The 25,601-nt window shown below is 66.0% G+C and carries 28 protein-coding genes; 6 read left to right on the forward strand and 22 right to left on the reverse strand.

Features of this window, described 5'->3' with window-relative positions; genetic code table 11:
• Window positions 1-5 precede the first annotated feature (5 nt).
• Window positions 6-1,019 carry a deoxyribose-phosphate aldolase gene (gene deoC, locus E3T50_RS02065; protein WP_134550325.1) on the reverse strand — a complete coding sequence of 338 codons (1,014 nt, stop codon included), beginning with the start codon at window positions 1,017-1,019 and terminating at the stop codon, window positions 6-8.
• Between the two features lie 79 nt (window positions 1,020-1,098).
• Window positions 1,099-2,061, reverse strand: a complete 963-nt coding sequence (locus E3T50_RS02070; protein ID WP_241990694.1) for a sugar-binding transcriptional regulator — start codon at window positions 2,059-2,061, stop codon at window positions 1,099-1,101.
• Between the two features lie 121 nt (window positions 2,062-2,182).
• Here E3T50_RS02070 and E3T50_RS02075 point away from each other — a divergent pair, with 121 nt between their 5' ends.
• Window positions 2,183-3,127 carry an ROK family protein gene (locus tag E3T50_RS02075; protein ID WP_134550327.1) on the forward strand — a complete coding sequence of 315 codons (945 nt, stop codon included), beginning with the start codon at window positions 2,183-2,185 and terminating at the stop codon, window positions 3,125-3,127.
• A gap of 5 nt (window positions 3,128-3,132) precedes the next feature.
• On the opposite strand, the gene E3T50_RS02080 is transcribed toward E3T50_RS02075, so the two are convergent.
• From E3T50_RS02080 to truB, 6 genes are all read right to left on the reverse strand, one after another.
• Entirely contained in the window at window positions 3,133-4,353 is a 1,221-nt protein-coding gene (locus E3T50_RS02080) for an MFS transporter (protein WP_241990695.1), read from the reverse strand.
• A gap of 9 nt (window positions 4,354-4,362) precedes the next feature.
• Window positions 4,363-5,016, reverse strand: a complete 654-nt coding sequence (locus E3T50_RS02085; protein WP_134550328.1) for a ScbR family autoregulator-binding transcription factor — start codon at window positions 5,014-5,016, stop codon at window positions 4,363-4,365.
• A gap of 112 nt (window positions 5,017-5,128) precedes the next feature.
• Complete coding sequence (locus tag E3T50_RS02090) at window positions 5,129-6,076, reverse strand: bifunctional riboflavin kinase/FAD synthetase (RefSeq protein WP_134550329.1); 948 nt, start codon at window positions 6,074-6,076, stop codon at window positions 5,129-5,131.
• On the reverse strand, window positions 6,073-6,510 hold the full coding sequence (locus tag E3T50_RS02095; RefSeq protein WP_134463926.1) for a hypothetical protein: 438 nt from the start codon (window positions 6,508-6,510) through the stop codon (window positions 6,073-6,075). Before E3T50_RS02095 ends, E3T50_RS02090 begins: the two co-directional genes overlap by 4 nt.
• A gap of 61 nt (window positions 6,511-6,571) precedes the next feature.
• Complete coding sequence (locus E3T50_RS02100; RefSeq protein ID WP_134550330.1) at window positions 6,572-6,940, reverse strand: hypothetical protein; 369 nt, start codon at window positions 6,938-6,940, stop codon at window positions 6,572-6,574.
• Window positions 6,937-7,899: a tRNA pseudouridine(55) synthase TruB gene (truB, locus tag E3T50_RS02105; RefSeq protein ID WP_134463930.1), complete on the reverse strand. Its 963-nt coding sequence runs from the start codon at window positions 7,897-7,899 to the stop codon at window positions 6,937-6,939. Before truB ends, E3T50_RS02100 begins: the two co-directional genes overlap by 4 nt.
• Window positions 7,900-7,933: 34 nt before the next feature.
• Between truB and E3T50_RS02110 the strand changes: the two genes are divergently transcribed.
• Window positions 7,934-8,926 carry a ketopantoate reductase family protein gene (locus tag E3T50_RS02110; protein WP_134550331.1) on the forward strand — a complete coding sequence of 331 codons (993 nt, stop codon included), beginning with the start codon at window positions 7,934-7,936 and terminating at the stop codon, window positions 8,924-8,926.
• 106 nt (window positions 8,927-9,032) lie between these two features.
• On the opposite strand, the gene E3T50_RS02115 is transcribed toward E3T50_RS02110, so the two are convergent.
• Window positions 9,033-9,656, reverse strand: coding sequence for a nucleoside/nucleotide kinase family protein (locus E3T50_RS02115; protein WP_134550332.1), 624 nt, complete (start codon window positions 9,654-9,656; stop codon window positions 9,033-9,035).
• A 23-nt stretch (window positions 9,657-9,679) separates the two neighbouring features.
• Here E3T50_RS02115 and E3T50_RS02120 point away from each other — a divergent pair, with 23 nt between their 5' ends.
• The 3 genes from E3T50_RS02120 to E3T50_RS02130 are packed head-to-tail and all read left to right on the forward strand — an operon-like array spanning window position 9,680 to window position 11,977.
• Entirely contained in the window at window positions 9,680-10,588 is a 909-nt protein-coding gene (locus E3T50_RS02120; protein WP_134550333.1) for an HhH-GPD family protein, read from the forward strand.
• 16 nt (window positions 10,589-10,604) lie between these two features.
• Window positions 10,605-11,438 carry a thymidylate synthase gene (locus tag E3T50_RS02125; RefSeq protein WP_166784174.1) on the forward strand — a complete coding sequence of 278 codons (834 nt, stop codon included), beginning with the start codon at window positions 10,605-10,607 and terminating at the stop codon, window positions 11,436-11,438.
• Window positions 11,438-11,977, forward strand: coding sequence for a dihydrofolate reductase (locus tag E3T50_RS02130; protein ID WP_134550334.1), 540 nt, complete (start codon window positions 11,438-11,440; stop codon window positions 11,975-11,977). The genes E3T50_RS02125 and E3T50_RS02130 overlap by 1 nt, the downstream gene beginning before the upstream one ends.
• Window positions 11,978-12,068: 91 nt before the next feature.
• Here the strand turns inward: E3T50_RS02130 and rbfA are convergent, their stop codons facing one another.
• The 6 genes from rbfA to E3T50_RS16500 all read right to left on the reverse strand — a co-directional run bounded on the left by rbfA (window position 12,069) and on the right by E3T50_RS16500 (window position 19,680).
• Complete coding sequence (rbfA, locus tag E3T50_RS02135) at window positions 12,069-12,557, reverse strand: 30S ribosome-binding factor RbfA (RefSeq protein WP_134550335.1); 489 nt, start codon at window positions 12,555-12,557, stop codon at window positions 12,069-12,071.
• Between the two features lie 140 nt (window positions 12,558-12,697).
• Window positions 12,698-15,562 (reverse strand): translation initiation factor IF-2, encoded by a 2,865-nt coding sequence (infB, locus tag E3T50_RS02140; protein ID WP_134550336.1) that lies wholly within the window; start codon window positions 15,560-15,562, stop codon window positions 12,698-12,700.
• Window positions 15,563-15,638: 76 nt separating this feature from the next.
• Window positions 15,639-15,896, reverse strand: a complete 258-nt coding sequence (locus E3T50_RS02145; protein ID WP_134550337.1) for a YlxR family protein — start codon at window positions 15,894-15,896, stop codon at window positions 15,639-15,641.
• Window positions 15,897-15,904: 8 nt separating this feature from the next.
• Window positions 15,905-16,942, reverse strand: coding sequence for a transcription termination factor NusA (gene nusA, locus E3T50_RS02150; RefSeq protein WP_134463946.1), 1,038 nt, complete (start codon window positions 16,940-16,942; stop codon window positions 15,905-15,907).
• Window positions 16,943-17,123: 181 nt separating this feature from the next.
• Window positions 17,124-18,902 carry a proline--tRNA ligase gene (locus tag E3T50_RS02155; RefSeq protein ID WP_134550338.1) on the reverse strand — a complete coding sequence of 593 codons (1,779 nt, stop codon included), beginning with the start codon at window positions 18,900-18,902 and terminating at the stop codon, window positions 17,124-17,126.
• A gap of 394 nt (window positions 18,903-19,296) precedes the next feature.
• Window positions 19,297-19,680 (reverse strand): hypothetical protein, encoded by a 384-nt coding sequence (locus E3T50_RS16500; protein ID WP_241990696.1) that lies wholly within the window; start codon window positions 19,678-19,680, stop codon window positions 19,297-19,299.
• A 329-nt stretch (window positions 19,681-20,009) separates the two neighbouring features.
• On the opposite strand from E3T50_RS16500, the gene E3T50_RS02165 reads away from it, so the two are divergent.
• A complete protein-coding gene (locus E3T50_RS02165; RefSeq protein ID WP_134550339.1) occupies window positions 20,010-20,819 on the forward strand; it encodes an HNH endonuclease signature motif containing protein in 810 nt (269 codons plus the stop codon).
• A 21-nt stretch (window positions 20,820-20,840) separates the two neighbouring features.
• Here E3T50_RS02165 and E3T50_RS02170 read toward each other — a convergent pair whose 3' ends face one another.
• The 7 genes from E3T50_RS02170 to E3T50_RS02195 all read right to left on the reverse strand — a co-directional run bounded on the left by E3T50_RS02170 (window position 20,841) and on the right by E3T50_RS02195 (window position 25,560).
• Window positions 20,841-21,287: a pilus assembly protein TadG-related protein gene (locus E3T50_RS02170; RefSeq protein ID WP_134550340.1), complete on the reverse strand. Its 447-nt coding sequence runs from the start codon at window positions 21,285-21,287 to the stop codon at window positions 20,841-20,843.
• Window positions 21,284-21,766: a hypothetical protein gene (locus E3T50_RS02175; protein ID WP_134550341.1), complete on the reverse strand. Its 483-nt coding sequence runs from the start codon at window positions 21,764-21,766 to the stop codon at window positions 21,284-21,286. The genes E3T50_RS02170 and E3T50_RS02175 overlap by 4 nt, the downstream gene beginning before the upstream one ends.
• Window positions 21,741-22,094, reverse strand: a complete 354-nt coding sequence (locus E3T50_RS02180; RefSeq protein WP_338145325.1) for a TadE/TadG family type IV pilus assembly protein — start codon at window positions 22,092-22,094, stop codon at window positions 21,741-21,743. Before E3T50_RS02180 ends, E3T50_RS02175 begins: the two co-directional genes overlap by 26 nt.
• 87 nt (window positions 22,095-22,181) lie before the next feature.
• Window positions 22,182-22,358, reverse strand: coding sequence for a hypothetical protein (locus E3T50_RS16095; RefSeq protein ID WP_166784175.1), 177 nt, complete (start codon window positions 22,356-22,358; stop codon window positions 22,182-22,184).
• A gap of 91 nt (window positions 22,359-22,449) precedes the next feature.
• Window positions 22,450-23,382, reverse strand: coding sequence for a type II secretion system F family protein (locus tag E3T50_RS02185; protein ID WP_134550342.1), 933 nt, complete (start codon window positions 23,380-23,382; stop codon window positions 22,450-22,452).
• A 91-nt stretch (window positions 23,383-23,473) separates the two neighbouring features.
• Window positions 23,474-24,331, reverse strand: a complete 858-nt coding sequence (locus E3T50_RS02190; protein WP_134550343.1) for a type II secretion system F family protein — start codon at window positions 24,329-24,331, stop codon at window positions 23,474-23,476.
• Entirely contained in the window at window positions 24,328-25,560 is a 1,233-nt protein-coding gene (locus E3T50_RS02195) for a TadA family conjugal transfer-associated ATPase (protein ID WP_134550344.1), read from the reverse strand. The genes E3T50_RS02190 and E3T50_RS02195 overlap by 4 nt, the downstream gene beginning before the upstream one ends.
• Between the last annotated feature and the right edge of the window lie 41 nt (window positions 25,561-25,601).

Genomic DNA, 25,601 nt, shown 5'->3' on the forward strand with positions numbered 1-25,601 from the left:
GTTCCCTAGTCAATCGTCACGTAGTCGGGGCCGGAGTAGTGCCCGGTCGTCATCTTCTGGCGCTGCTGAAGCACGTCGTTCAGCAGGCTGGAGGCGCCGAACCGGAACAGGTGCGGACTGAGCCACTCTTCCCCCACTGTCTCGGCGACCGTCACGAGATATTTGATGGCGTCTTTGGAGGTACGGATGCCGCCGGCCGGCTTCACTCCGATGCGCACGCCGGTGAGACGGTGCCAGTCCCGCACGACCTCGAGCATCGACAGCGTCACCGGCAGCGTCGCGGCCGGGGCAACCTTGCCGGTGGAAGTCTTGATGAAGTCTCCTCCGGCCAGAATGGCCAGCCAGCTGGCACGGCGCACGTTGTCGTAGGTGTTCAGTTCGCCGGTCTCGAGAATCACCTTGAGGTGGGCGAGCGTTCCGTCGGCGCGGCGGCCGGCCTCTTTCACGGCGACGATTTCGTCGTAGACCTGGCCGAAACGGCCAGCCAGAAACGCTCCACGGTCAATGACCATGTCAATTTCGTCGGCGCCGGCCGTTACGGCGTCGCGCACGTCGGCGAGCTTGACCGCGAGTGAGGCACGGCCGCTCGGAAAGGCGGTCGCGACCGCCGCGACGTTGACCCCCTCTGTACCACCGGCGGCGTGGGCCGAGCCGAGGGCCGCGACGGCCGAACCGACCATGTCGCCGTAGACGCAGACCGCGGCGACACGGGGGCAGCCGGGGTCGCCCGCGTCGGGCACGAGGGCCTTGGCCACGAGAGAACGCACCTTGCCCGGGGTGTCGGCGCCCTCGAGAGTGGTGAGGTCGATCAGGCCGATAATGGTGTCGATCGCCCAGCGTTTAGAGCTGGTTTTGATCGAGCGGGTGCCGAGGTCGGCAGCGCGGGCTTCGAGGCCGACGGCGTCGATTCCGGGGATGCCGTGCAGGTACCGGCGCAGGTTGGCATCGGTCGCTTCCCCCCCGATCAGCGCGAGGGCGCGCTGATCGGGCTGGTAGGTCGCCAAGGGGCTACTGGTCATGGGAGTGTCCTTTTGGGCGTTGTCACAGAATTTGGTTGTCACAGAATTTAGTTGTCACAGAATTTAGTTGTCACAGAAATCAATCGTGAAGCAGGGCGTTCGCGGTATCTTCGTCGGTCACCAGCACCGTGCACAGGCCGTTGCGTACGACGGCGCGAGCGATGGCGTGCTTGGTCTTTCCGGAGATGACAGCGATGGTGAGTGGGGCACGGCGCAACTGATCGATTTGAATCCCGACGGTGCGTTCGTTCAGTTCCGGGTCGACGATGCGCCCGTTCTGGTCGATGTAGCGGCCGACCACGTCGCCGACGGCGCCGCGGGCGACGAGGTCGTTGATCTGGTCGACGGTCAGGTAGCCGCTGTCGACGAGGGCGGAATTCGCATCCGCCTGGCCGGCACTGAAGACGTAGGCCTGCGCGTCGCGCGCCAGGGCGAGTACCCCGGCGACGGTGCGGTCGGCTTCCATCGCCTGCTTGGTTTCGAGGCGTTCAAAAATAGCCGGGCTCGGCAGCAGGGTGGCCGAACCGTCGGCCTTGTGCGCGATGGTGACGGCAGTGGACGCCGCGGTGCCGGTGCGCTGATTCAGACTGACACCGCCGTTGATCTGCACCACGTTCACCCCCGACGCCCAGCCCTGCTTCAGGTGCAGGGACACGTCGTGCAGGGTACGACCCCAGCTGATGCCGAGGGTACGCGGAATCGGACGGAGGCTGGTGAGATAGTCGGCGGCGGCCTGCGCGGTGCGCGACTGCAGTTCGGCGTCGGTTGATACCCCGGCGGAGGAGACCACGATCGCGTCGGTGAGGCCGGTCGATTCGCGGAGACGCCGCTCGATCGGCAGGCGGCGGGCGCGCGGATGCACGATCTCGATGCGGATGAACCCGTTGGCCCTGGCACTCGCGAGCAACCGGCCGACCTTCCAGCGGGTCAGGCGCAGGATGACGCCGATCTCGTCCTGGGTCTGGTTTTCTTCGTAATAGAGCTCGGCGGCGCGGATTGACAGGAGTTCGTCGGTGTCGCTCATGAAGGTGTCGCGGTCCAATCGTTTGCGCCCAGCCTACGTTGACCAGCCGCGTGAATCAACAGCCGTAGGGATCTTCGCTCATCTGAGCAGGGGGACCTGACCAGACACCAGCCGCAGTGGGCACCGGTACGATCGGTGCATGAGCAGCAGTGCAGCGCCCCGTTACGTTCTCGCCATTGATGTCGGGGGAACCAAGGCCGAAGCCGCTCTCGTGGACGACCGGGGAGTCGTGCTCGGGGCCAGCCGGCACCGGGCGAAGACCGGCGCCGACGCTTCGAGCGAGCAACTCGCATCCGCTGTGCGCACCGTGGTGACCCAGACCCGCGCGAGCCTGCCCGCTGGCGCGGCCCTGGTCGGAGTTGGGATCGGCTGTGCCGGCCCGATCCACCTGCGGGAGGGAGCGGTGTCACCACTGAACCTTCCGGTCTGGCGCGAGTACCCCCTGAAAGATCTGGTCGCCGCGCTCGTGCCGGATCTGCCGGTGCGCCTGCGGATGGACGGGTTGTGCATCACCCTCGCCGAGCACTGGGTGGGGGCCGGGCAGGGCATCGATAATCTGATGGGCATGATCGTGTCGACCGGCATCGGCGGCGGCCTGATTCTCGGCGGCGTCACCACGTCGGGGCCGACCGGAAATGCCGGTCATATCGGTCATATCGAGGTGGGCGGCTTCGACGACCCGTGCGCCTGCGGCGGAATCGGCTGCATCGAGGCGATCGCCTCGGGGCCGAAGACCGTCGCGTGGGCGCGCACGCAGGGATTCGCCGGCGAATCGGGCGAAGACCTCGCGGCGGCCTACGCTGCCGCCGATCGGAGCGCTGTGGCGGCGGTGGCGCGCAGCGGCCGGGCGCTCGGCCAGGCGATCGCCTCCGCCGCGACCCTGCTCGACCTCGACCTGGTCGCCATCGGCGGTGGCTTCTCCAACGTCACCCCGGACCTGCTCGAGTTCGCGAGGGAGGCGATTGCCCAGCGCGTGCAGTTCGCCTACGCGACCCGGGTGCGCGTGGTCCCATCAGCTTTGTCAGGCGACGGCCCGCTGATCGGCGCCGCGGCGCTAATCCACCGCGCCGAGCTCGTGCCCTGAGGCACTCAGTGCGAGGGTGTCAGGTCGTCCTCCAGCATGTGCGGACGCCCGATCACCGCGCCGGCGATGATGATGGCCAGCGCGGTGGCCAACAGAAAAATGAGCGGCCAGGTCCACCCGCCGCTGAGTTCATGCAACAAGCCGAAGACCAGCGGCCCGAGCGCTCCCAGGGTGTAGCCGATGCTCTGCACGAAGCTGCTGAGGGCGACTGCACCGGCGTGTGTGCGGGTGCGCAGGTTGATGAGCACGAGCGCGAGGGGAAAGAACAGTGGTCCGAGGCCGGCGAGACTCACCCAGAGCCAGGTCAGGGTCTCCGGTGCGAACAGCAGCCCGAGGTCACCGGCGACAAACGCGAACACACCGATGTAAACGAGCGGCCCGACGTTGGTCATGCGAGCCGTGAGAGCCGGAATGATCAGTGCGCACGGAATGCCCATGCCGGCATAGACCGCGAGGAGCGTTCCTGCCTGGGCGGGGCTCACCCCGGCGGTATCGACGAGCAGTTGCGGCAGCCAGGCGAACATAGCGTAGGCGTTGAGCGACGAGACCGCGAACACGCCCGCGAGGGCCCAAGCGATTGACGACTTCCAGAGGCGCCCGAGAATGGTGGCGTCGGCCTCGTCGACGATCGGGCCGGGCGTTCGCGCACGGTGCCGCACCAGCATGGTGATCCAGGGCACCAGAGCGAGCAGGGCGAGCAGCATCCACATGCCCAGCGAGATGCGCCAGCCGGCGGCATCCGCTACCGGAACCGCGATCAGCGGCGGTACCAGGGTGCTCAGGGCCACAACGGTGACATAGAGGCTCGTCACGAGCCCGACCCGGTCGGGGAAATACTTCTTGACTAGCGGAGGCAGCAGCACGTTGCCAATGCCGAGCCCGGCGAAAGCGATGACGCTGCCGATGATGAGCATGATGATCGAGCCGGACAGGCCGCGGGTGACGTGACCGAGCAGGATCGCGACGAGGGCGAACACGAGTGGTGCTTCCAGGCCGTGACGGCGAGTGATCATCGGGGTGAAGATGCCGAACAGGGCGAAGCACACCGGTGGGAGCATGCCGAGCACCCCGAGCGACACCGCACCGAGGGGGATGTCGACATTGATTTCGGCCACGATCGGCGAGAGGGCGGCGACGGCGGTGCGCAGGTTCGCGGCGACCAGAATGATGCCAAAGAGGGCGAGGCCGCGTCCCGGCCACAGTCGGCGGGACAGAGCGGTTATCACTCGACCAGTCTACGGCCGGGCTGCGACGCGCTCCCGCTGGACGCGCTCCGGTAGGTCTTTCAGGTCGTCCCAGCGCTCGGGGGCGACGAGGCCAGGCAGCAGCAGCGTCCACATCTCGGTCAGTCGCTGATCGATGTCCCCACGCCTGGTCAGCACGTCGGAGACGACCTGCACCCCCGTGAAAGCGGCCGTGACGAAGCGTGCCGCTGCACGCACGTCGACCGTTGGAACCACATCGCCGTCGGCGATCCCCCGGCGCACGAATTCCTCACAGGCGGCTATCCAATCGAGATAGGAGGCAGACACCGGCGTCGAAAAGTTGACGGCCTCGATGGTCAGTCGCACCCCGGCACTGACGATGAGGTCATCACGCAGCTGGCGAGCCAGCTCGTACGTTATCGAGACGAGGGCACGCAGGCCCGGCACGTTGTTGTCGAGCAGCTCTCGACCGGCACTGACCGATTCCGTGTGCTGCGCATCGATGATGGCGACCGCGAGGGCTTCCTTGGAATCGAAATGGAAGTACAACGCACCCTTGGTGACACCGGCGGCAGCACTCACCTGCGCCAGGGATGTGCTTCCGTACCCGCGTTGTTCAAAGGCCGCCGCAGCGCCGCGAATGATGGCCGCGCGCGTTTCTTGCGCTCGTATTTGTTGTGGCATGGAACCCCCAGGAAAATGCTCGTGCCCGCAGCGTACCGGGCGAACTTACCGCCACGAATGAGCCTACAACGGTGTGACGGCGCGGTTTGCCGTCACACCGGCCGCTCCGAGACTAGTGCGAGCTCTCGCGGGCCAGGATCGAACGCACCCGCACGACGTCATCGCGAATCTGCTCAATCAGCGGGTCGATGCCCGAGTACGCGACCATTCCGCGAATCCGTTCCACGAATGAGACGTCGACGACGTGATCGTAGAGGTCGAGATCAACCTCGTCGAGCACGTACGCTTCGACCTGCTTCTGGGCTACGCCGTGGAAGGTGGGGTTGTTACCCACCGAGATGGCTGCTGGATAGCGGCGACCGCCATCCGTCAGCCAGCCGGCATACACACCGTCAGCGGGAATCAAGCCCTCAGAATCGGCCGACAGGTTGGCGGTGGGAAAGCCCAGCTCGCGACCACGAGCAGCACCGTGCACGACGAGACCGCGCACGGTCGGCAGGTGTGCGAGCAGCTGGCCAGCTGCGGTCACCGCGCCGGTGCCCAGCAGTTCGCGAATCCAGGTTGACGACACCCGGCGTTCCCCGTCCGGCTTCACGTCGTCGATCGTGCGTACTTCGAAGCCGAACTCCAAGCCGAGATCACGCAGTAGGTCGACATCGCCCGCGCCACCCGCGCCGAACCGAAAGTCGCGACCGACCAGCACGAAGCGGGCGTGCAGGGCGGTTACCAGGATGTGCTCGACGAATTCGCGCGGCGGCAGGCTGGACAGGGCGTGGTTGAATTCGAGCAGCAGTGTCGCGTCGACCCCGGTCTCGGCCAGAAGCGTGAGCTTCTGCCCGGCGCTGACCAGCGTGCTCGGGCAGGTTGCCGGTGAGAGCAGGGCGAGCGGATGCCGATCGAACGTGACGACGACGGCTGTCAGCTGTTCCCGCGCGGCGATGGCCTTCAGGTCGGTGATGACTGCCCGGTGCCCCGCGTGCACGCCGTCGAACTTGCCGATGCACACGGCCGAGGCAGGCCAGTCACCCGGTACCGAGTCGACACCGTAGAGGGTTTTCATGCGTGGCTTTCATCGTGCGACACCGGGTGGCGCGCGAGCCACCACATGCCGAGCAGCGGGAGCACGAGCGGAACGAAACCATAGCCCTGACCGAAGACCGACCAGACCGTTTTGTGTTGGAACAGGGCCGGGTCGATGAGGCTCAGCGTTCCGACGACGAGCACACCGAGCAGTTCGAAGCTGATCGTGGTCCAGGCGATCCGATACCAGAGCGCACTGCGCTTGATCAGGGCGACCGTCGCGACGATGTAGACCACGGCGGCCAGAGCCGACAGCGAGTACGCGAGCGGGGCATCATCAAACGCCGCGACGATCTGCACGAATGAACGTCCGGTGGCCGCCAGGGCCAACACGCCGTAGACGGCGATGAGGAGTCGGCCGATGCCGCTCACCCGGTTGGCGGGCACGCGCGCTTCGGTCTGGGAATCTGTCATCGCTTCGCATTCATCATTGCTTGGTAATTATTGCAGCATCCGCAGCGAACCCGGGAACGGGTCAGCTTCCCTGCACGTTCCAGATCTGGTTCATGCGATAGATCATGACGGCGACCGACAGGCAGGTCACGCCGAGAATGACCGTGCTCCAGCGGCTGCGTTCGACGAGGGCCCAGAACCCGGCCGCGACCGGCAGCAAAATGGCGCTGACCAGGTAGGTGTAGAACTCGAGCAGGCTGCCGGTGGCATTGTTGCCGGCCAGCGGCGCCGCGATCGCGGCAGCGAGCTGCACGATCAACAACAACTCTACGAGCGCGGTCGCCCCCATGGTGAGGTCGGTGGGCTTGCGACCAACCATGCCGAGGATGACACAGAGCAGGCCACCGGGCACAGCGATGGCCAATTGCAGCCAGGTGAACCAATCGATCACGAGGTCTGCCTCGGTTCGGTGGTGCCTGGTTCATCCGGCGGAAAGTTCAGCAGCGACTTGACCTGGTCGCCGCGATACTCGACCAGTCCAATCAGGCGGCCGTCGGGCGCTATGGCGGCAACCGGTCCCGTGCGGGTGGCATCCCCTTCAGCACGGATGCGTTTGCCGTGGCCGAGGTCGACCGCCTGCTCTGCCGACACGTCGAGGCGCGGGAGCAGCCGGGTGGCGGCATCCGCTGGAGAAATGAGGTCGGCGCCAACGTCGACCTGTTCCAGTGTGGCGGCGTCCGCGATGAGGAACGGGCCGATGCGGGTGCGGCGCAGGCTCGTGAGGTGGCCGCCGACGCCGAGCGCGAGCCCGAGGTCGCGGGCCAGGGCGCGAATGTAGGTGCCGGAGGCGCACGCGACGCGCACCTCGAGATCGAGAAAACCGTCTCGGTGTGTGCTCGAGCGCAGTTCGAACTCACTCACAGTCACCGGGCGGGACGGCAACTGCACGTCCTCGCCAGCGCGCACCCGGGCGTATGCGCGTTTGCCGTCGATCTTGATGGCGCTGACCGCGCTCGGCTGCTGAATGATGTCGCCGGTGAGTGCTTCGATGCCGGCCGTGACGGCTGCGGGATCAAGAGCGACGACCTGCCCGGGCGCGGCGCGGGTGAGCTCGTCGCCCTCCGCGTCATCCGTTGTGGTGGACTGGCCGAGGCGGATGGTCGCGAGGTATTCCTTGTCGAGGCCGACGACGTAGGTGAGCAGCCGGGTCGAGCTGTCGATGCCGAGGACGAGCAGACCGGTGGCCATCGGGTCGAGGGTTCCGGCATGACCGACCTTGCGGGTTCCGGCCAGACGTCGGGTACGAGCGACAGCGTCATGGCTGGTCCAGCCCTGCGCCTTGTCAATGAGTAGAAGGCCGCTGGTCACTTCCCGAGGATACCAGCGTGCGACCGTGGCCGCGGTGCACATCGGGGCGGTGCTTCTGACGCGTAGTATATGTGCCGTGAGAATCGCGGTGATCGGTGCGGGCGCCCTGGGCAGTACCTTCGCGTGCCTACTGGCGGAGCAGGGGCACGATCTGATCGTGACCGCCCGCGGGGCCGCGCTGCCGGTGGTACAGGCCGACGGCATCCGTTTGAGCGGCGGCTACGGTGACCGGCTCGCGCGGCCGCTGGTCGTTGAACGGCTGGTTGCGCCGTGCGACCTCGCGCTGGTTTGCACCAAGGCGCAGGATGCTGCGGCGGCGATTGCCGAGAACGCTGCCGTGCTCGATGGCACCCCGGTGATCGTCGTGCAGAACGGGCTCGACGGGGTCACGACCGCACGACGGCTGCTGCCGCAGTCCGCGTGTTTTGGGCTGATCACGATCATTGCCGCTCACTATGAGGGGCCCGGCCGGGTGCGGGTGACGACCGCGGCCCCCAGCTATCTCGGGCGCGGTGACGGCCCGGCCGATGCGGCGACCCTGCACTGGCAGGCGGTTCTCGACGCCGCAGTGCCCACCCTGGCCGTGGATAACTTCGTCGGCGCGCAGTGGACCAAACTCGTCGTCAACATGCTCAACGCTCTGCCAGCCATCACCGGGCTCAGCGTGCAGGAGGTGATCGGGCAGGCGGGCCTGCGCCGGTTGATGACCCGGAGCATGCGCGAAACCGTTCGGGTGGGGTTGGCAACGCAAGTGCGGTTCGGCTCGCTTCAGGGCCTCTCCCACCGGCGGCTGCATATGTTTGCACTGGCTCCGCTCTGGGCCGACCAGTTGCTGCCGCTGTCGATGCGCTCGCGCATGGGCACGGTGCCCAACCAGGGTTCGACCCTGCAGAGCCTGGGGCGCGGCCAGCGCACCGAGATCGATTTTCTGAACGGGGCCGTGGCGAAGGCCGCCGCAGGGATCGGCGTGGCCGCGCCGGTGAACGCGCTGCTGACCGAACTCGTGCACGAGGTTGAACGAAGCGGCGAATTCCTGCGGCCGGGAGACGTTCTCGCCCGGTTTACCTAGGAAGGGCCGGGCGCTGTCCAGCGGATGCGCCGCGGCGCACAGTCCGGTCGGTCAGTCCGGTCGCTCAATCTGTCGGTCAGTCCGGTCGGTCCGGTCGGTCTGCCACTCAGCAGCGGTCCGTCAACACGCGGCGCGGGACCTGCTGATTCGTCGTATCGACGACGGCCGATACGATGTCGCGCGGGTGAACCTCGGCGAGGTAACGCGCGGCAGAATCAGTCGCGGATCCGCTGTCGGCTCCGCCTTCCAACAACACGCTGTACAGCCAGAGTCCGTGTAGCTCGGGGCGGTTGATGTAGTCGCCGTCGATGATCAGGATGGCGTCGGCTGGCGCGGTCTGCCAGGTGGGTTGAATCCAGGCATCCCGGTCGGGATCAAATTCTTCGGTGACGAATCCAGTGCTGCCGCCCATGCGAAAGGGCTCCACGAGCACCCGGCGCAGCGCCGAGTAGTCGTAGCCGATCCGGTACAGCCGCTCGGGGGTATCCGACAGTTCCGGCGCGAGTCGTTGCTGTTCGGCGCGGGAGTGCTGGAAGTTGCGCAGGCTCGCCCGGAAGATGTGCCGTTCGTCTTCGCGGAATACCGCGGCGAGGTCGTCGGCGAAGTCCGCTCGACCGCGGGCGTCCGTTCCATCGATGGCAATGATCGTGCGGCCGCGACCGTAGTTGTGCAGAATCTCGGCGGCGATCGTGCGCAGGAACTCCGTGCGGGGTGTGGAAACCAGCTTCATGAATCGAGCCTAGGTTAGAACGGATGAACGTCACACCCGCCAATCACACCCCGCCAGTGAATTCGGCCACCGTCAGCGCAACGCTCAACGCCTGGTTTCTGGCCAACGCGCGCGACCTGCCGTGGCGCCGCGACGGTTTTGGGGCCTGGGGCATTCTGGTGAGCGAATTCATGCTGCAGCAGACACCGGTGAACCGGGTCATTCCCCGGCTGGAGGAATGGCTGGCGCGCTGGCCCACACCGGCCGATCTCGCAGCGGTGCCCCCCGGTGAGGCGGTGCGGGCCTGGTCCAGCCTCGGCTACCCGCGGCGCGCGCTGTGGTTGCATGCCGCAGCCGTGCAGATCACCGAGTTTCACGGGGGTGTGGTCCCCTCCGACCTGGACGATCTGCTGGCATTGACCGGTATCGGGGATTACACCGCGCGGGCGGTGGCCGCGTTTGCGTATGGCCATCGGCATCCGGTCGTCGACACCAACACGCGGCGCGTGATCGCCCGCGCAATCGCCGGCGCCGGTGAACCCGCACCGCCCAGCCGCGGCCGGGACCTCGAGGCGATGGGACGGCTGCTGCCGGAGAGCGCGCACGAAGCGGCCCTGTTCAACGCCGCGATCATGGAACTGGGCGCGGTCGTCTGCACCAGCCGCAGCCCGCAGTGCGACCTCTGCCCGATTCGGAATGCGTGTGCCTGGCGGGCTGCCGATTACCCCGAGTACACCGGAATCCGAAAAACGGTGCAGAAGAAGTTCGAGGGCAGCGACCGGCAGGTGCGCGGACTGATCATGGCCGAGCTGCGCGGGGCGCACCGCTCGGTTACGGATGCCGAGATCATGACGCTCTGGCCCGATCCGGCACAGTTGCGGCGCGCGTTGGCCAGCCTCGTGACCGACGGTCTGGCCATACCGGCGGCCGACGGGTACACGCTGCCCGAGTAGTGCGTACGATTGACCGGTGACACCAACGACACTCCCCACCTCTTCGCCCACCGCGGATGCTCAGTATTCGGCGCTGCTCCGGGACACCCTCGAGAACGGCGCGCAGAAAGCCGACCGCACCGGAACCGGAACCCGAAGCGTGTTCGGCCGTCAGCTGCGCTTCAACCTGGCCGACGGGTTTCCGCTCGTGACCACGAAACGAGTGCACTTCGCGTCGATCGCCTACGAACTGCTCTGGTTTCTGCGCGGCGACTCCAACGTGACCTGGCTGCAGGAGAAGGGCGTGCGCATCTGGAATGAGTGGGCCGACGAGAACGGTGAGCTGGGCCCGGTCTACGGGGTGCAGTGGCGTTCCTGGCCCACCCCCGGCGGCGACACCATCGACCAGATCAGCCAGGTGATCGACACCCTGAAAACCGATCCGGACTCCCGTCGCATGATCGTCTCCGCCTGGAACGTGGCCGACCTGCAGAAAATGGCGCTCGCACCCTGCCACGCCCTGTTCCAGTTCTACGTCGCCGACGGCAAACTCTCCTGCCAGCTGTACCAGCGCAGCGCCGACCTCTTTCTCGGCGTCCCCTTCAATATCGCCAGCTACGCGCTGCTCACCCAGCTGGTGGCGGAGCAGGCCGGCCTTGAGCTCGGCGAGTTCGTCTGGACCGGAGGGGACTGCCACATCTACGACAACCACGTCGAGCAGGTTGCCGAGCAGCTCTCCCGTACCCCGTTCCCCTCCCCCACTCTGCGCATCAAGCCGGGCCGCAGGAGCCTGTTCGACTACGACTACGACGATCTCGTGCTCGAGAACTACCAGCACCATCCCGCCATCCGCGGGCGCGTCGCCGTCTGATGCTCGGCCTGATCTGGGCGCAGACCCTCGCCGGCGTCATCGGAGCCAACGGGGTGATGCCCTGGCATCTGCCCGAAGACCTTGCCCATTTTCGTTCTGTCACCCAGGGCGGCGCCGTCATCATGGGTCGGCGCACCTGGGACTCGTTGCCCGAGCGTTTTCGTCCCCTGCCCGGCCGACAGAATGTCGTGATCACCCGGCAGCGCGGCTGGGCCGCGGCGGGGGCATCCGTCGCGCACACCTTCGACGACGCGCACGCCCTCACCGAGGGGCCGGTCTGGGTGATCGGTGGGGCCGAAATCTATCGGCTCGCGTTGCCATACGCCGACACCCTCGAGGTGACCGAGATCGACGCACAGATTGCCGGTGACACCATCGCCCCCGCGATCACCGCGGCCTGGAACCTCGTTGACACCGACCCAGCACACGGATGGCTTCGCTCCAGCACCGGCCTGCCGTTTCGTTTCGCACGCTACCAGCGAGCCTTTGGCACCGGCGGGCGTGCCGAGCATCCGCCCGCCCAGGAACCCGCGCATTAAACCAGGCCGGGCCCCGGCCCGGAACGAGAGCCCCGATTGATCATGGGCCGCATTCCGGGCCCGGGCCCGGTTCGACATGGTGCTGCTGAATCTAGTGTTTGGCGGTGCTGGCCGAGTCCGGTTCGTCGAGGTCGTCTGACTCGTCGTCGTCGAGGTCGTAGTCGCGCGGCTTCTTGTAGGGGTCGGCGTCGCCGGCGTAGGTGGCTGTGCCCTTACTGTCTTCGGTCGCGCTGTCACGATCGTGCGCTTCGCGCAGAAGGTCGTCGATGAGCGCGGCGTTCTCGGGAATGCCATCGGCGATGAACTCGATCGACGGTGTGAGCCGTGCGGTGATGTTCTTGCCGACCTCGCTGCGCATCAGGCCGGTCGCGGCCTTCAGCGCGGCTGCACTGTCGGTGCGCTCCTCGATCGAGCCATAGACCGTGTAGAACACCGAGGCATGCTGGAGATCCCCGGTGACCTTCACGTCGGTGATGGTCACGAATCCGAGCCGAGGATCGCGCAGGCCGCGTTCCAGTCGCTTGGCGACGATGACCTTAATGCGGTCCGCCATCTTTCTGGCGCGTTCCGGATCTGCCATGACTCACTCCTTGTTAGCGGGCGCCGAGGCGCCCGGTCATTCCCTATACTTTTCTGTCCGCGAGGAAAGGACGGCCACCCACCGACCCAACCCCAATCGGGGTCGGGCCCCAGCGGAGCCCGACCCCGGAAAGCCAAACGCTAGACGCGCGGCTTTTCCTTCATTTCGATGGTCTCAATCTCATCGCCAATCCGGATGTCGTTGAACTTGCCCAGTCCGATACCACACTCGAAGTCCGTACGAACCTCGGTGACATCGTCCTTGAACCGGCGCAGCGACTCGATACCCAGGTTGTCCCCCACCACGATGCCCTCGCGAATGACGCGAGCCTTGGCATTTCGGGTGATAGTACCGGAGCGCACAATGACACCGGCGACGTTTCCGAACTTCGACGAGCTGAAGACCTCGCGAATTTCGGCGATACCGCTCTGGACCTCTTCGTACTCGGGCTTGAGCATTCCCTTGAGGGAATTCTCGATGTCTTCGAGGGCGGAGTAGATGACGGAATAGAAGCGCACGTCGACGCCTTCGCGAGCAGCACGCTCGCGGGCCTTCGTGTCCGGGCGAACGTTGAACCCGATGATGATGGCGTTGTCGACGGTCGCGAGGTTGACGTCGCTCTCCGTGACCGCACCGACACCACGGTGGATGATCCGCAGCTGAACCGAATCGTCGACCTCGATCTTGAGCAGCGACTCTTCCAGGGCCTCAACGGCACCGGAAACGTCACCCTTGATGATGAGGTTGAGCGACTCGACCTTGCCCTCTTCGAGGGCACGGGTGAAGTCTTCGAGGCTGATGCGCTTGCGGGCCTTGGCCAGCAGTGCGTTGCGCTCGGCGGCTTCACGCTTCTCGGCGATCTGACGCGCGGTGCGGTCTTCCTCGATGACGAGGAAGGTGTCACCGGCGCGGGGAACGCTCGAGAGACCCTGCACCTGCACGGCGCGAGACGGTGTGGCGGCGAGAACGGCAACACCGTTTTCGTCGGCCATCGCACGAACGCGGCCGTAGGCCGTTCCGGCGACGATGGAGTCTCCCACGTGCAGCGTTCCGGACTGGATGAGCACGGTTGCCACCGCGCCGCGGCCCTTGTCGAGGCGGGCCTCGATGGCGACACCACGGGCATCCTTGTTCGGGTTGGAGCGCATGTCGAGTCCGGCATCGGCGACCAGGAGCACAGCGTCAAGGATTTCCTGGATGCCGGTCTTGTTCTTGGCCGACACGTCGACGAACATTACGTCTCCGCCGTACTCTTCGGCGACGAGACCGAATTCGGTGAGCTGCTGACGCACCTTTTGCGGGTTGGCGCCGGGCTTGTCGATCTTGTTCACTGCGACCACGATCGGCACGTTGGCGGCCTGGGCGTGGTTGAGCGCTTCAATCGTCTGCGGCATGATGCCGTCATCGGCGGCGACCACAAGAATGGCGATGTCGGTGACCTGCGCACCACGAGCACGCATGGCGGTGAACGCCTCATGGCCCGGTGTGTCGATGAAGGTCAGCGCGCGGTCGATACCCTCGTGCTCGGTGATGATCTGGTACGCACCGATGTGCTGCGTGATTCCGCCGGCTTCACCCTCGGCGACCTTGGCGTTGCGGATCGCGTCAAGAAGCGCGGTCTTACCGTGGTCGACGTGGCCCATGACGGTAACGACAGGAGGGCGAATCTCGAGGTCTTCATCGGTTTCGTCTTCCAGTTCCTGGTCGATGTCGATGTCGAACGCGAGCAGCAGCTCACGGTCCTCGTCATCGGGAGAGACCATTTGGATCTTGTAGCCGAGCTCGCTGCCGAGCACGTCAAACGTAGCCTCGTCGAGGGACTCCGTTGCCGTGGCCATTTCACCGAGGTGGAACAGCACGGTGACGAGGTTTCCGGGGCTCGCGTCAATCTTGTCGGCGAAGTCCGTTATGGATGCTCCGCGACGGAGACGAACAACGGTGCCACCGTCGCCGCGGGGTACGGATACTCCACCCAGCGACGGGGCCTCACGCAGCTCGAACTCTGCTCTCTTCGTACGCTTCGACTTGCGCGCCTTGTTCTTGCCGCCACCGCGACCGAAGGCACCAGCGGTGCCACCGCCCGGGCCGCGGCCGCGGCCGGCTCCGCCGCCGCCACCGGCCGGGCGGGGCGGACCGAAGCCGGGAGCTCCGGCCGGAGCGCCAGGACGAGTGAATCCGGGGCGTGCGGCGCCGGCTCCACCCGGGGCGCCGCCCGGGCGCTGGAAAGCGCCTGGGCGCTGGCCGAAACCGGTCGGGCGTGCAGCCTGACCGGGTCCGCCGGGACGCGGTGCGCCCGGACGAGGCGCTGGCGGCCGCGGAATGTTGCTCGGGGTGGGTGTTGCGGGGCGCTGGCCCATGCCCTGCGCACTCGCGAACGGGTTGTTACCCGGGCGCGGCGGCTGGGTGGGACGCTGACCCATGCCCTGGTTGCTGGCGAACGGGTTGTTGCCCGGTCGTGCTGCTCCGGGGCGAGGCATGCCCGGCTTGACCGGCGAAGCCGAACGTTCCGTGGTTTTCGCTTCGGGGGTGTCCGTGCCGGGCTTGTCTGCGGCATTAGCTGCGGCGACCTGGTCGGCAGCGGCAGCTTTCTGGGCAGCAGCAGCCTTCTCAGCGGCCTGAGCCTGGCGCTCGGCCACGGTCAGCGGCGCTACCGGAAGGGGCGCCGCATCCGCTGCCGGGACTGACTCGACCACAACCGGGGCTACCGGTTCAGCGACGGGTTTGGGGCCGGGACGAGCACCCGGCTTGGCGCCGTGGCTCGGACGAGCGGGCGTTGCCGTAGTGGCAGCACCAACGACTGCACCTGCGGCGGGCGCGGGTGTTGAAGCCTTGGCAGCGGCACTCTCTGCCTCGAGCGCAGCGCGAAGGCGACGCGCTACCGGCGGTTCAACACTGGAAGACGGTCCCTTAACGAACTCGCCCATTTCTTTCAATTTCGCAAGAGCTAACTTGCTGTCGACTCCGAGCTCGGTAGCGATCTCGTGTACGCGTGGTTTCGCAGCCACAATTCTCCTGTTCCGGGCCTGCACCCGGAAAGGGGCAGACCGTTAGTAACGGACGGGTCTCATTTCGAGCCGCTCATTAGTTATCCATAAGCCAATTCAGCCTGTTCTCTAGTTGTTTCGCGTCCAGTGACCTGGTCACACGAAAGGCACGCCCGAAAGCATGTCGCCTTACGGCGTCCTGAAAGCACGAGTGGCGGGCATGCAGCCACGCACCTCTACCGGGGAGTGTGGCGGTTTCATCCACCACAATTTCTGAATTCCCAGCAACGATCCGCAATAGTGAGGATCGAGGGGCGCGCGAACGGCAGCCAATACACGTTCTTACGGGTTTCATCGTACCCCCTATTCGGCATCCTCCAGAATGCTGTCGGGCTGGATGTCGATTTTCGCACCGGTCAGCTTGGCCGCGAGGCGGGCGTTCTGCCCCTCTTTGCCGATCGCGAGCGAGAGCTGGTAGTCGGGCACGAGGGCACGCACAGCCTTGATCGACTCGTCGATCACGTAGGCGCTCGTCACCTTGGCCGGCGACAGGGCGCTCGCAACGAAGGTCGCGAGGTCGGGCGAGAAGTCGACGATGTCGATCTTCTCGTTGTTGAGCTCAACGGTCACGGCGCGCACGCGCTGGCCGAGTTCGCCGATGCAGGCGCCCTTGGCATTGACGCCGGGCTCGGTCGCACGCACGGCGATCTTGGTGCGGTGGCCAGCTTCGCGGGCAAGCGAGACGATCTCGACGACTCCGCTGGCGATCTCGGGCACCTCGAGTGCGAAGAGCTTACGCACGAGCGACGGGTGCGTGCGCGACACGGTGATCTGGGGGCCTTTGAGCCCGCGACCGACAGCAGTGACGAACACGCGAATGCGCGCGCCGTGCACATAGCTTTCGGTGGGAACCTGCTCCTCGGGGGGCATGATCGCTTCGATGGTACCGAGATCGACGTGAATCATGCGCGGGTTGGGGCCCTGCTGGATGATTCCGGCAACGATGTCACCCTCGCGGCCCTTGAACTCACCGAGCACAGCGTCGTCGGCCAGGTCGCGCAGACGCTGGTTGATGACCTGCTTGGCGGCAAAGGCAGCGATTCGACCGAAATCGGTCGGGTTGTCGACGGCCTCGCCGATGACGTTGCCCTCATCATCGTGCTCGGGAATGTAAATGTCGACGTGCCCGGACTTGCGGTCGAGAACGACGCGCGCTTCGGGAACTTCCTGACTGGAATGATTGGCGTCGGCAATCTTTGAAGCTTCAAGCTTGGTCACATCCTGCTGGATGTGCTTGACATAGGCGGTCAGAATCGCCTGTTCAATGATTTGTACGAGTTCCTCAAAGGGAATCTCTTTTTCGCGCTCCAGTAGCCGCAAAACACTGAGGTCGATGTCCATGGCCGGCCTCCTCTATTCAGATCTTGCCGCCGCGAAACCGCGCAGCGGGCTGGATACTACGGTACCTGACTCTGCGGCGCCCCGTCACCCACTCAGCCGTGCCTCGCTGGTTCTGGCGGGGTCGCAACAGAACGGATGCTGCCAGTCGGTCAGCATCCGTTCCAAACGAATCGGGCAGCTCTCAGACGAAGTGCTTGGCAACGTCGGCGACGTCGACCTGCTCGCGGTCGCCGGTGCGGCGGTTCCACAGTTCGACGATGCCGTCGGCGGCGCCGCGGCCGACGATGACGATCCACGGCACGCCGATGAGTTCAGCGTCGCCGAACTTGACGCCGGGCGAGACCTTGCGGCGGTCGTCGTAGAGCACCTCACGATTGGTGGCCTCGATCGCCGCGACAACGGCCTCTGACGTGTCGAAGACGATTTCGTCACGGCCGGTGGCGATCACGTGCACATCGAACGGAGTGACCGATTCGGGCCAGATCAGGCCCTTTGCATCGTTGTTGAGTTCGGCGATGACCGCGAGGATGCGGGTGACGCCGATGCCGTACGAGCCCATTGTGACCGTGACCAGCTTGCCGTTCTCGTCGAGAACTTTGAGGCCGAGCACCTCGGCGTACTTGCGGCCGAGCTGAAAAACGTGCCCGATTTCCATGCCACGAATGAGTTCGACCGGGCCGGACCCGTCGGGGGCCGGGTCGCCGGCGCGCACATCGGAGGCCTCGACCACATCGTCGATCGCGAAGTCGCGGCCGGCGACCAGGCCGAACACGTGACGGCCCGCTTCGTTGGCGCCGGTGATCCACTCGGTGCCGGCGACCACGCGCGGGTCGACCAGGAAACGGATGCCGGTGGTCGACTTTTCACCGAGCACCGCACTACGGGTTTCATCGACGCCGAGCCCCCACGGGCCAATGTAACCCTTGACCAGGCCGGGGTTCTTGGCGAAGTCGCCTTCGTTGGCGGCCTCAACCTCGGCCGGCGCGAATGCCACCTCGACGCGTTTGAGGTCGACCTCGCGGTCGCCAGGAACGCCGATGGCGATGAGTTCTCGCGTGCCGTCCAGGCTGGTCAGCGCGAGCACGACGTTTTTGAGCGTGTCGGCTGCCGTCCACACCCGGCCGTCGGGGCGGGGGTGTTCGGCGTTGGCCTTGTCGACCAGCGTCTGGATGGTCGGGGTGTTCGGGGTGTCGAAGACCTGCGCGGCGGGCAGAGCGGTGAAATCTTTGTCGGCCGGTACGAGGGTGCGGAACGCCTCGATGTTGGCCGCATAGCCACCGCTGCTGCGCACGAAGGTGTCTTCGCCGACGGAGGTGGGGTGCAGGAACTCTTCACTCTTGGAGCCACCCATCGCGCCGGCATCCGCTTGCACGATCTCATAGTCGAGACCGAATCGGGAGAAGATGCGCTCGTAGGCGTCGCGCTGCAACTGATAGCTGACGTCGAGGCCGGCATCGGTGTAGTCGAAGGAGTACGCGTCCTTCATGGTGAACTCGCGGCCGCGCAGCAGTCCGCCCCGCGAACGGGCCTCATCGCGGTACTTGTCCTGAATCTGATAAATCGACAGCGGCAGGTCTTTGTAACTGCTGTACAGGTCTTTCACCAGCAGCGCGAAGACCTCTTCGTGGGTCGGCGCGAGCAGCATATCGGAGCCCTTGCGGTCTTTCAGGCGAAACAATCCCTCGCCGTATTCGTCCCAGCGGCCGGTCACCTCGTAGGGTTCGCGTGGCAGCAGGGCGGGAAAGTGCACCTCGTGCGCTCCGGCGGCCTGCATCTCCTCACGGATGATGCGCTCCACCTTGGCCTTCACCCGCAAGCCGAGCGGCAGCCAGGCGAAAATACCCGGCGCCTGACGACGGATGTAGCCGGCCCGCACGAGCAGGCGGTGGCTGGTCACTTCGGCGTCGGAGGGGTCTTCGCGGAGAGTACGGAGAAAGTAGTTGGAGAGACGTGTAGGCACCCGTCTACCTTACGCGGGCGCCGCCGAACGCTCCCCCACCCGAGTATTGATGCAGGCTCGGGTCGGGCCGGCGACGACGGGTCCTGAAATATCGGTCACAGGTTGCGCATATGCAATGGCTCGACACGGAGCGAGAGCGAGAAAAATGATCGCGTCTCGAGTGTGAAGCACACCGTCTGCCCGCCTTCGCGCTCCGTAGACAACTCTTATAAAACATCAGCATTTAACTGAGTCTCTCTCGCGTATTAGTGTGGTTTGGGGTAAACTTGTGGGTGAAGAAGGCACCGCCGCCATGACCCTCACCGCCCCGCCCGCCGCAGCCGGCTCCGTGCCGGAACCCGAGGTTTCCTGGGTGGCGGCGATTGCGCAAGCTGGTGCGATTCTGGCTGGGGCGTTAGATGGGGTGCGGTTTGGTCACCTCGACGACGCCGAAGCCATCGCGGTAATGGCGGCCTTGGAAGCTCTCGGTCGCAAGGTTGATGGGGCCAGGCTCCGAGCCACCACCGACATTGGTGCGCGTGCCGAGACCGACCTCGGCACCGGGTCGCTCGCCTACAGGAACGGATGCCGCAACCGGGTCGATTTCATCAGCCACCTCGCCGGCATCTCCGCCCGCGAAGCCACACGCCGCCTCAAGCTTGGCGAGACCGCGGTGGAACGCACGCCGCTTGGCTTGCCGGTGCCTGCCCGGTATCCGGTCATTGCCGACGGCCTGATCAGTGGCGACCTCGGGCTGGAGTCGGCGGAGATCATCGCCACCACCCTCACCGGCCTGCACGGCCGGGTCGGGCAGGACGACCTTGACCGGGTCGAACGCGCCCTCGTCGCCTCGGCGACCGGCGCCATCACCCCAGAGACCGCCGGGCTACCCGGCGCGGGGATCCGCTTCGCGCCCGACCTGCTGCGGGCCCAAGCCCTGGAGTGGCAAGGGCGCCTCGACCCTGACGGCACCGCCCCCAATGACGACGCCGTCGAAGCGACAAGCACCCTCACGTTCGGGCTGCTCCGCAATGGGCTCTACCCGCTGCGCGCCGACGTCACCCCCGAGCTCCGCGGCNCGGGCTCTACCCGCTGCGCGCCGACGTCACCCCCGAGCTCCGCGGCATCATGGACACCCTGTTCGACACCTACCTGTCGGCACGGTCGACCACACCCAGGTTTCTGCCAACCGAACTGCTCAACGGCGAGCCTGATGCCGATACGCAAGCCCGCATCGACGCGGGCGAGAGCATCTCCAACGCTGAACCTTTCAGTGCCGACCCGTTCACGGGCGACGCCAGATTCGACGGCGACCGTCGCACCGGCGGGGAGAAACGCGCCGACATCCTCCGCACCATCTTCGAATCCGCCGCCCGCGACCCCCACACCCCCACCATGGGCGGCGCCGCCCCCACCGTCACGGTGCACATCAACGCGGTCGACCTCGAACGCGGCCGCGGCGTCGGCTGGATCGACGGCATCGACGCCCCCCTCAGCTTCCGCCGCGTGAGCGAACTCATCTGCGCCGGTGGGTATCAACAAGTACTGCTCGGCGACGACGGCAACGTGCTCTACCTCGGCAACACCATCCGCTGCTTCACCCCCAAGCAACGCGCGGCGATCGCCGCCCGCGATGAGGGGTGCATCATTCCCGGCTGCACCATCCCGGCCCGCTGGTGTGAGGTGCACCACGTCACCCCCTGGCAGCAGAACGGACCCACCAACATCGACAACGGCACCCTTTTATGCTGGTACCACCACCACACCATCGACACGAGTGGGTGGAAGATCCGCATGGTCAACGGCCGACCCCAGATACGCGGGCCACTGCTCTGGGACCCGACCCAAACCTGGCGACCCGCCCGCACCCACCGCGCCAACACCCCCAGCCCCGAACCACCCTGGCGCACCCAGGCTTCGAGGGGTGAATCTGTGTAACCGATGCTGCTGAAATCGGCGCTAGTGAAACACCGCCCGGGATACCACCGTCACCTCGAGCGGTACACCATCAGGGACCACGAGGGTGAGCACGGGCGGGCGCCACCACGAGCGCAACGTCACCGACGCACTCTGCCCATCTGCTGATGCCGCACTCGTCACGGCGAGCGCCTCGAACGAGTCGTGCGGAACGAGGCGCAGGTACTCGTCCACTGCCGCTGAGACCGCGTCCGATCGCAATTGTGGCCGAGGTCCAACGATGCCGAGCTGGACCGCATCGAGGGTGAACGCTTCAGACCCGGCGAGCGACGCCCCGTCGGCGAGGCTCAGCAACCGTTTGTGTTCGAGATAGAGCGACGTCGCAGACAGGGCTACGAGCACCAGGCTCAAGGCCAGAAAGCCATAGAAAATAGTGAGCAGCAATGTGGACCCGTCTTCGTTCGACGAGTGCGAAAAGCGCATGGTCATCCGAGCTCTCCAAACCGGGACACGATCTGCGTCGACGACGCCGTCATCGGCACACTCGCGTTCTGCTTCAGCGCGAGCAGGTCGGGTACCAGCGGAAGTGAAATGCCAATGCGCACGGTGACCGTCACGAGCCCCTGGCGGATCAGACAGCGACTCGCAGCACCAGCGCACTCGATCTGCACCTCGGCATCGCCCGGGTCCAGACCGTAGTCCTCGAGCGCGAACGCGACGGCCCGGCGAGCCCGCACCGTGGCTGTGACCTCATCCGGGGACTGCACGTATACCCGGGCCGCCTGCCGCGCGGCGCCCTCCACCGCGAGTGCACCGCCCTGCAAGGCCGACAGCGCGAGCACCAGGTAGACCAGTGGAACCAGCAGAATCATGCCCGCCGTGATGAACTCGAGCGACGCCGAGCCAGCCTCCCCATCGCGCAGCCCGGCGCGAGCGCTGCCCCTACCCCAGCGATTCGACCGCAGCATGAGCGACCACCTCCAACCCACGCGGGGCGCCGAGCAACCCCATGAGCGGCAGCGGCGCGATCACCCGCACTTCAACGGTGGTGTACCCGGAACTCACGCCGTATTTCGCCACGACATCGGTGGCGTAGGTCATTCCAATGGCCGTCGTGATGAGATCGCGCGTGCGTTGGGCTCCCGCGAGCAAGCTGCTGTCCGCCAGCGCGGCATAGCGTGCGCCCTCGGCGGCGGCGTCGAGCACGGTATTGCGAATGTGCAGTGCGAGGGCCAGCTGCATGACCATGAGCGTCAGAAAGGTCAGCAGCGACACCACCATGACAAATTCGGCCACAGCGGAACCCGACTCGTCTCGGAGCCTGTTCGGGCGCAGCCAGTTGCGGTGTCGCATCCGCTTGCAGCTCTCGTACATGCCGCCCGGTCAGAAACTGCTGACGCGATCCATGGCCTGCTGGAACACTCCGCTGAGGGCGGGGCCCGCGAGTCCCCAGATAATCAAAACCAGACCGGCCGTCATCAGCGTGATCAGCACCCAACCGGGGACGTCACCCGTTTCATCGCGGACCAGACTGCGGAGGCGGAGCGTGAATCCGTTCATGGCATTCCCTTTTCTCGTGAGCTTGAGCGCGGACGGTGCGAAGGCAGTACAGCGGTGCAGTGGTGCAGTGGTGCGGTGGTGCGGTGGTGCGTCAGAACCCGGCCTGAAGCACAACGAGCCCTGGAAAAACAGCGAACAGTACGGTCATCGGCAGAATCAAAAAGACCAATGGCACGAGCATCGCGACTTCTTTCTTGCCGGCCAGCTCGAGCAGCGTGCGCTTGGTCTGGTCGCGGGAATCCTGCGCTTGCGCCCGCAACACCTCGGCCAGCGGCGACCCCCGATCCAGTGCGCCCGTGACCTGGTCCACAAACCGGGTCACCTCCGGCAACTGGATACTCCGCGACAGGGCCTGCAACGCCGATGCGATCGGAACCCCGGTATGCACCTCCGCGACCACCCCGGCGAATTCTCGCGATAACTCCCCCGAACTCGTCCGCGATACGCGTCGGATGGAGTCCAGGATGCCTTCTCCGGCCGATAGGGACAAGGTGAGGAATTCGAGGACGGTCGGCAGTTCGCTTCGCATGCGTGCCAGCCGGGCGGTGGCTGCACGCTGGAGCAGCCAATCCCGCAGCATGGCGCCCCCGACCGCGGCCACGAACGGCACGGACAGACGTGCAGGCAGTAACAGCTCGGATAGGGCGACGATGGTGATCACTGTTCCGGCGGCAAAGGCCAGCAACGCCCAGACGAGCTGCACGGAGCGAAACTCCTCGACCGTCTTCACCGACCCGGCCTGGTGCAGACGACGCGCAATGGTGTCGCTGCCACCGAGCAGACTCGACAGCCCGCGGGTGAGCGCACCGAACATCGGCGCGAATAGGCCGCCCAGCACGGGAATCGGATTCACCGTTCGCCGGGCGACGATGCGGCGCGCTTCCGGGGAAATGTCAAGGATGTAGGGCACCACCCGGTCGATCAGGCGGGGCCGGGTCAGCCGCGGTGTCAAGCTCACGAGCGACCACAACCCCACGCCGAGGCCACTTCCGCACAACACGGCCCAGCCCAACGCGGCGCTCATCGGTCCCACGACTTCAGAACACTCATGGGGGTCATGCGTGAATAGTGACGCATAGCGACGAAACACGTCAGAGTTATGCACAGGTTGATGTCTAGGCGAACCATCGGCGTTCCTCCGGCAGACGACCCAAGGCAATCATGACGCGATAGGCAACGATCGACAGGGCCAGGCCGCTCGCGATCACGACGACGCCGGCCGGCGAGTTGTAGGCAATGGCGGCTTCCGGCCGGGAGGCGAGTAGAATCAGGATGATCCACGGCGCCGCAACGCCCAGCCGGGCCGCGTTCACCACCCACGACTGGCGGGCTTCCACTTCGAGCCGCACCGCGGCATCCTGTCGCAGCCAGGCAGCGAGGCTGCGCAGCACGATCGTGAGATCGCTCCCGCCGACCTCCCGTGCCATCCGCAAGGTCTCCAGAATACGATCGGAGACCGGGTCGGCGAGGGATCGTTTAAGCTCGTCGACGCAATAGCTGAAATTGCCGGTGGCGCGGTATTCACGCTCGAACTGCGCGAACGCGATGCGGGTCGCGGGCGGCCCGGCCTGGGCGAGGCTGCTCACGCTGTCTGGCAACGCCAGCCCGGAGCGGAGCGCCGACACCAGATGGTCGACAACGTCGGGCCACACCGTGCGATTAGCCCGGCGCCGCGCCGCAGCCCGCCACGACACGATCAACCACGGCAGCAGCAGCCCGGCCAGGCCGGCGACAGCGCTGAGCGCGAGCACCGCGAAGATTCCGTGCACGAGGGCAGCGGATGCCACACCCACGATCGCCGACAGCGCCAGGAACGCCGGCACTGGCACCGACCGCAGCCCGCCCTGAACCAGGCGCACCCGCATCCGCGCACCCACGCGCGTACGCTCGGCAACGGACCCGGCCGGCCAGAGGAATGGTGCAAGTACCAGCACGAGTCCGCTGCCAAGCAGGCACCCCAGCACGAGCGTCATGCGGCCCCCTGCCGCAACACCTGCGCCGGGTCGACGCCGGCAGCTCGAAACTTGGCGAGCTTGGTAGGGTGCGAACCGGTTGGTTCGAGGTGTCCGTGCGGGGAGAGAAACAGCGGGCTCGCCTCGATGGTCGAGCCTGCCAGCTGGCCGCTCGGCGCGATGATTTCGGTGACCCGTCGGCGGCCATGCCGATCGATCTCGCAGTGCACCACAATGTCGATGCAGCCCGCCACGGTCGGCAGCACGAACGACGAGTCAATATTGCGGCCGGCAAGCAGCGGCAGGGTCGAGAGTTTCGCGAGCGCATCCCGTGCACTATTGGCATGAATCGAACACATGCCGGGCAGTCCACTATTCAGCGCAATCAGCAGGTCGAGACTTTCCGCCTCGCGAACCTCGCCGACCACCAGCCGGTCGGGACGCATCCTCAGCGACTCCTTGATCAGCCGGCGCAGGGTGATCTCCCCGGTCCCCTCCAGGCTTGGCTGTCGGCACTGCATCGCGACCACGTCGCGGGCCGACAGGTCCAGTTCGAAAGTCTCCTCCACGGTCACGATGCGTTCGCCCGGACGCGTGGATGAGAGCAGAGCGTTCAGCATCGTCGTTTTGCCGGTCTGAGTGGCGCCGGACACCAGAATGTTCTGCCCGCCGAGTACGCAGATTCGCAGAAAATCGGCGGCCTGCTGGGTGAGCGCGCCGAGCCCGACCAGTTGGTTGAGCTCGCGGATGCGTCGAGTGAATTTGCGAATGTTCACCGCCCAGTGCTTGCGCGTGATATCCGGAATCACCACGTGCAGCCGGGAACCATCCGGCAACGAGGCATCGACGAACGGTGACGAGAGGTCGACCCGGCGACCGGAGGCCTGCAACATCCGCTCGACCAGATCGCGCACGTCTTGCTCTCTGAGCAGCAGCGTCGTCAGCTCGGGAACCCCGTCGCGCGCCACGAACACCCGGGCTGGGCCATTGATCCAGATCTCCTCGATGTCGGGGTCGTCAAGAAAAGGCTGCAGCACGCCGAAACCGGTGAGCGCCGCCACAACCTCGCGGGTGGCCTGGTGCTCGTCGGCGATCATCGGCGCGAACCCGCCGAGCGCCCGCTCGCTGTAACGACGCAGTTCGTCGCGCACATACTGCTCCACCAACGCGTTGTTGGCTGACAGGTCAACGCCCTCGCGGCGCACCCGTAGTCGAACTTGCTCTGTAATGATACGAACGGCTTCGGTCATCCCCGAATGATGGCCTCATTCACAGTTCTTTGTGCAAGTTC

The organism is Cryobacterium gelidum (genome assembly GCF_004403985.1).
Taxonomy (GTDB): domain Bacteria; phylum Actinomycetota; class Actinomycetes; order Actinomycetales; family Microbacteriaceae; genus Cryobacterium; species Cryobacterium gelidum.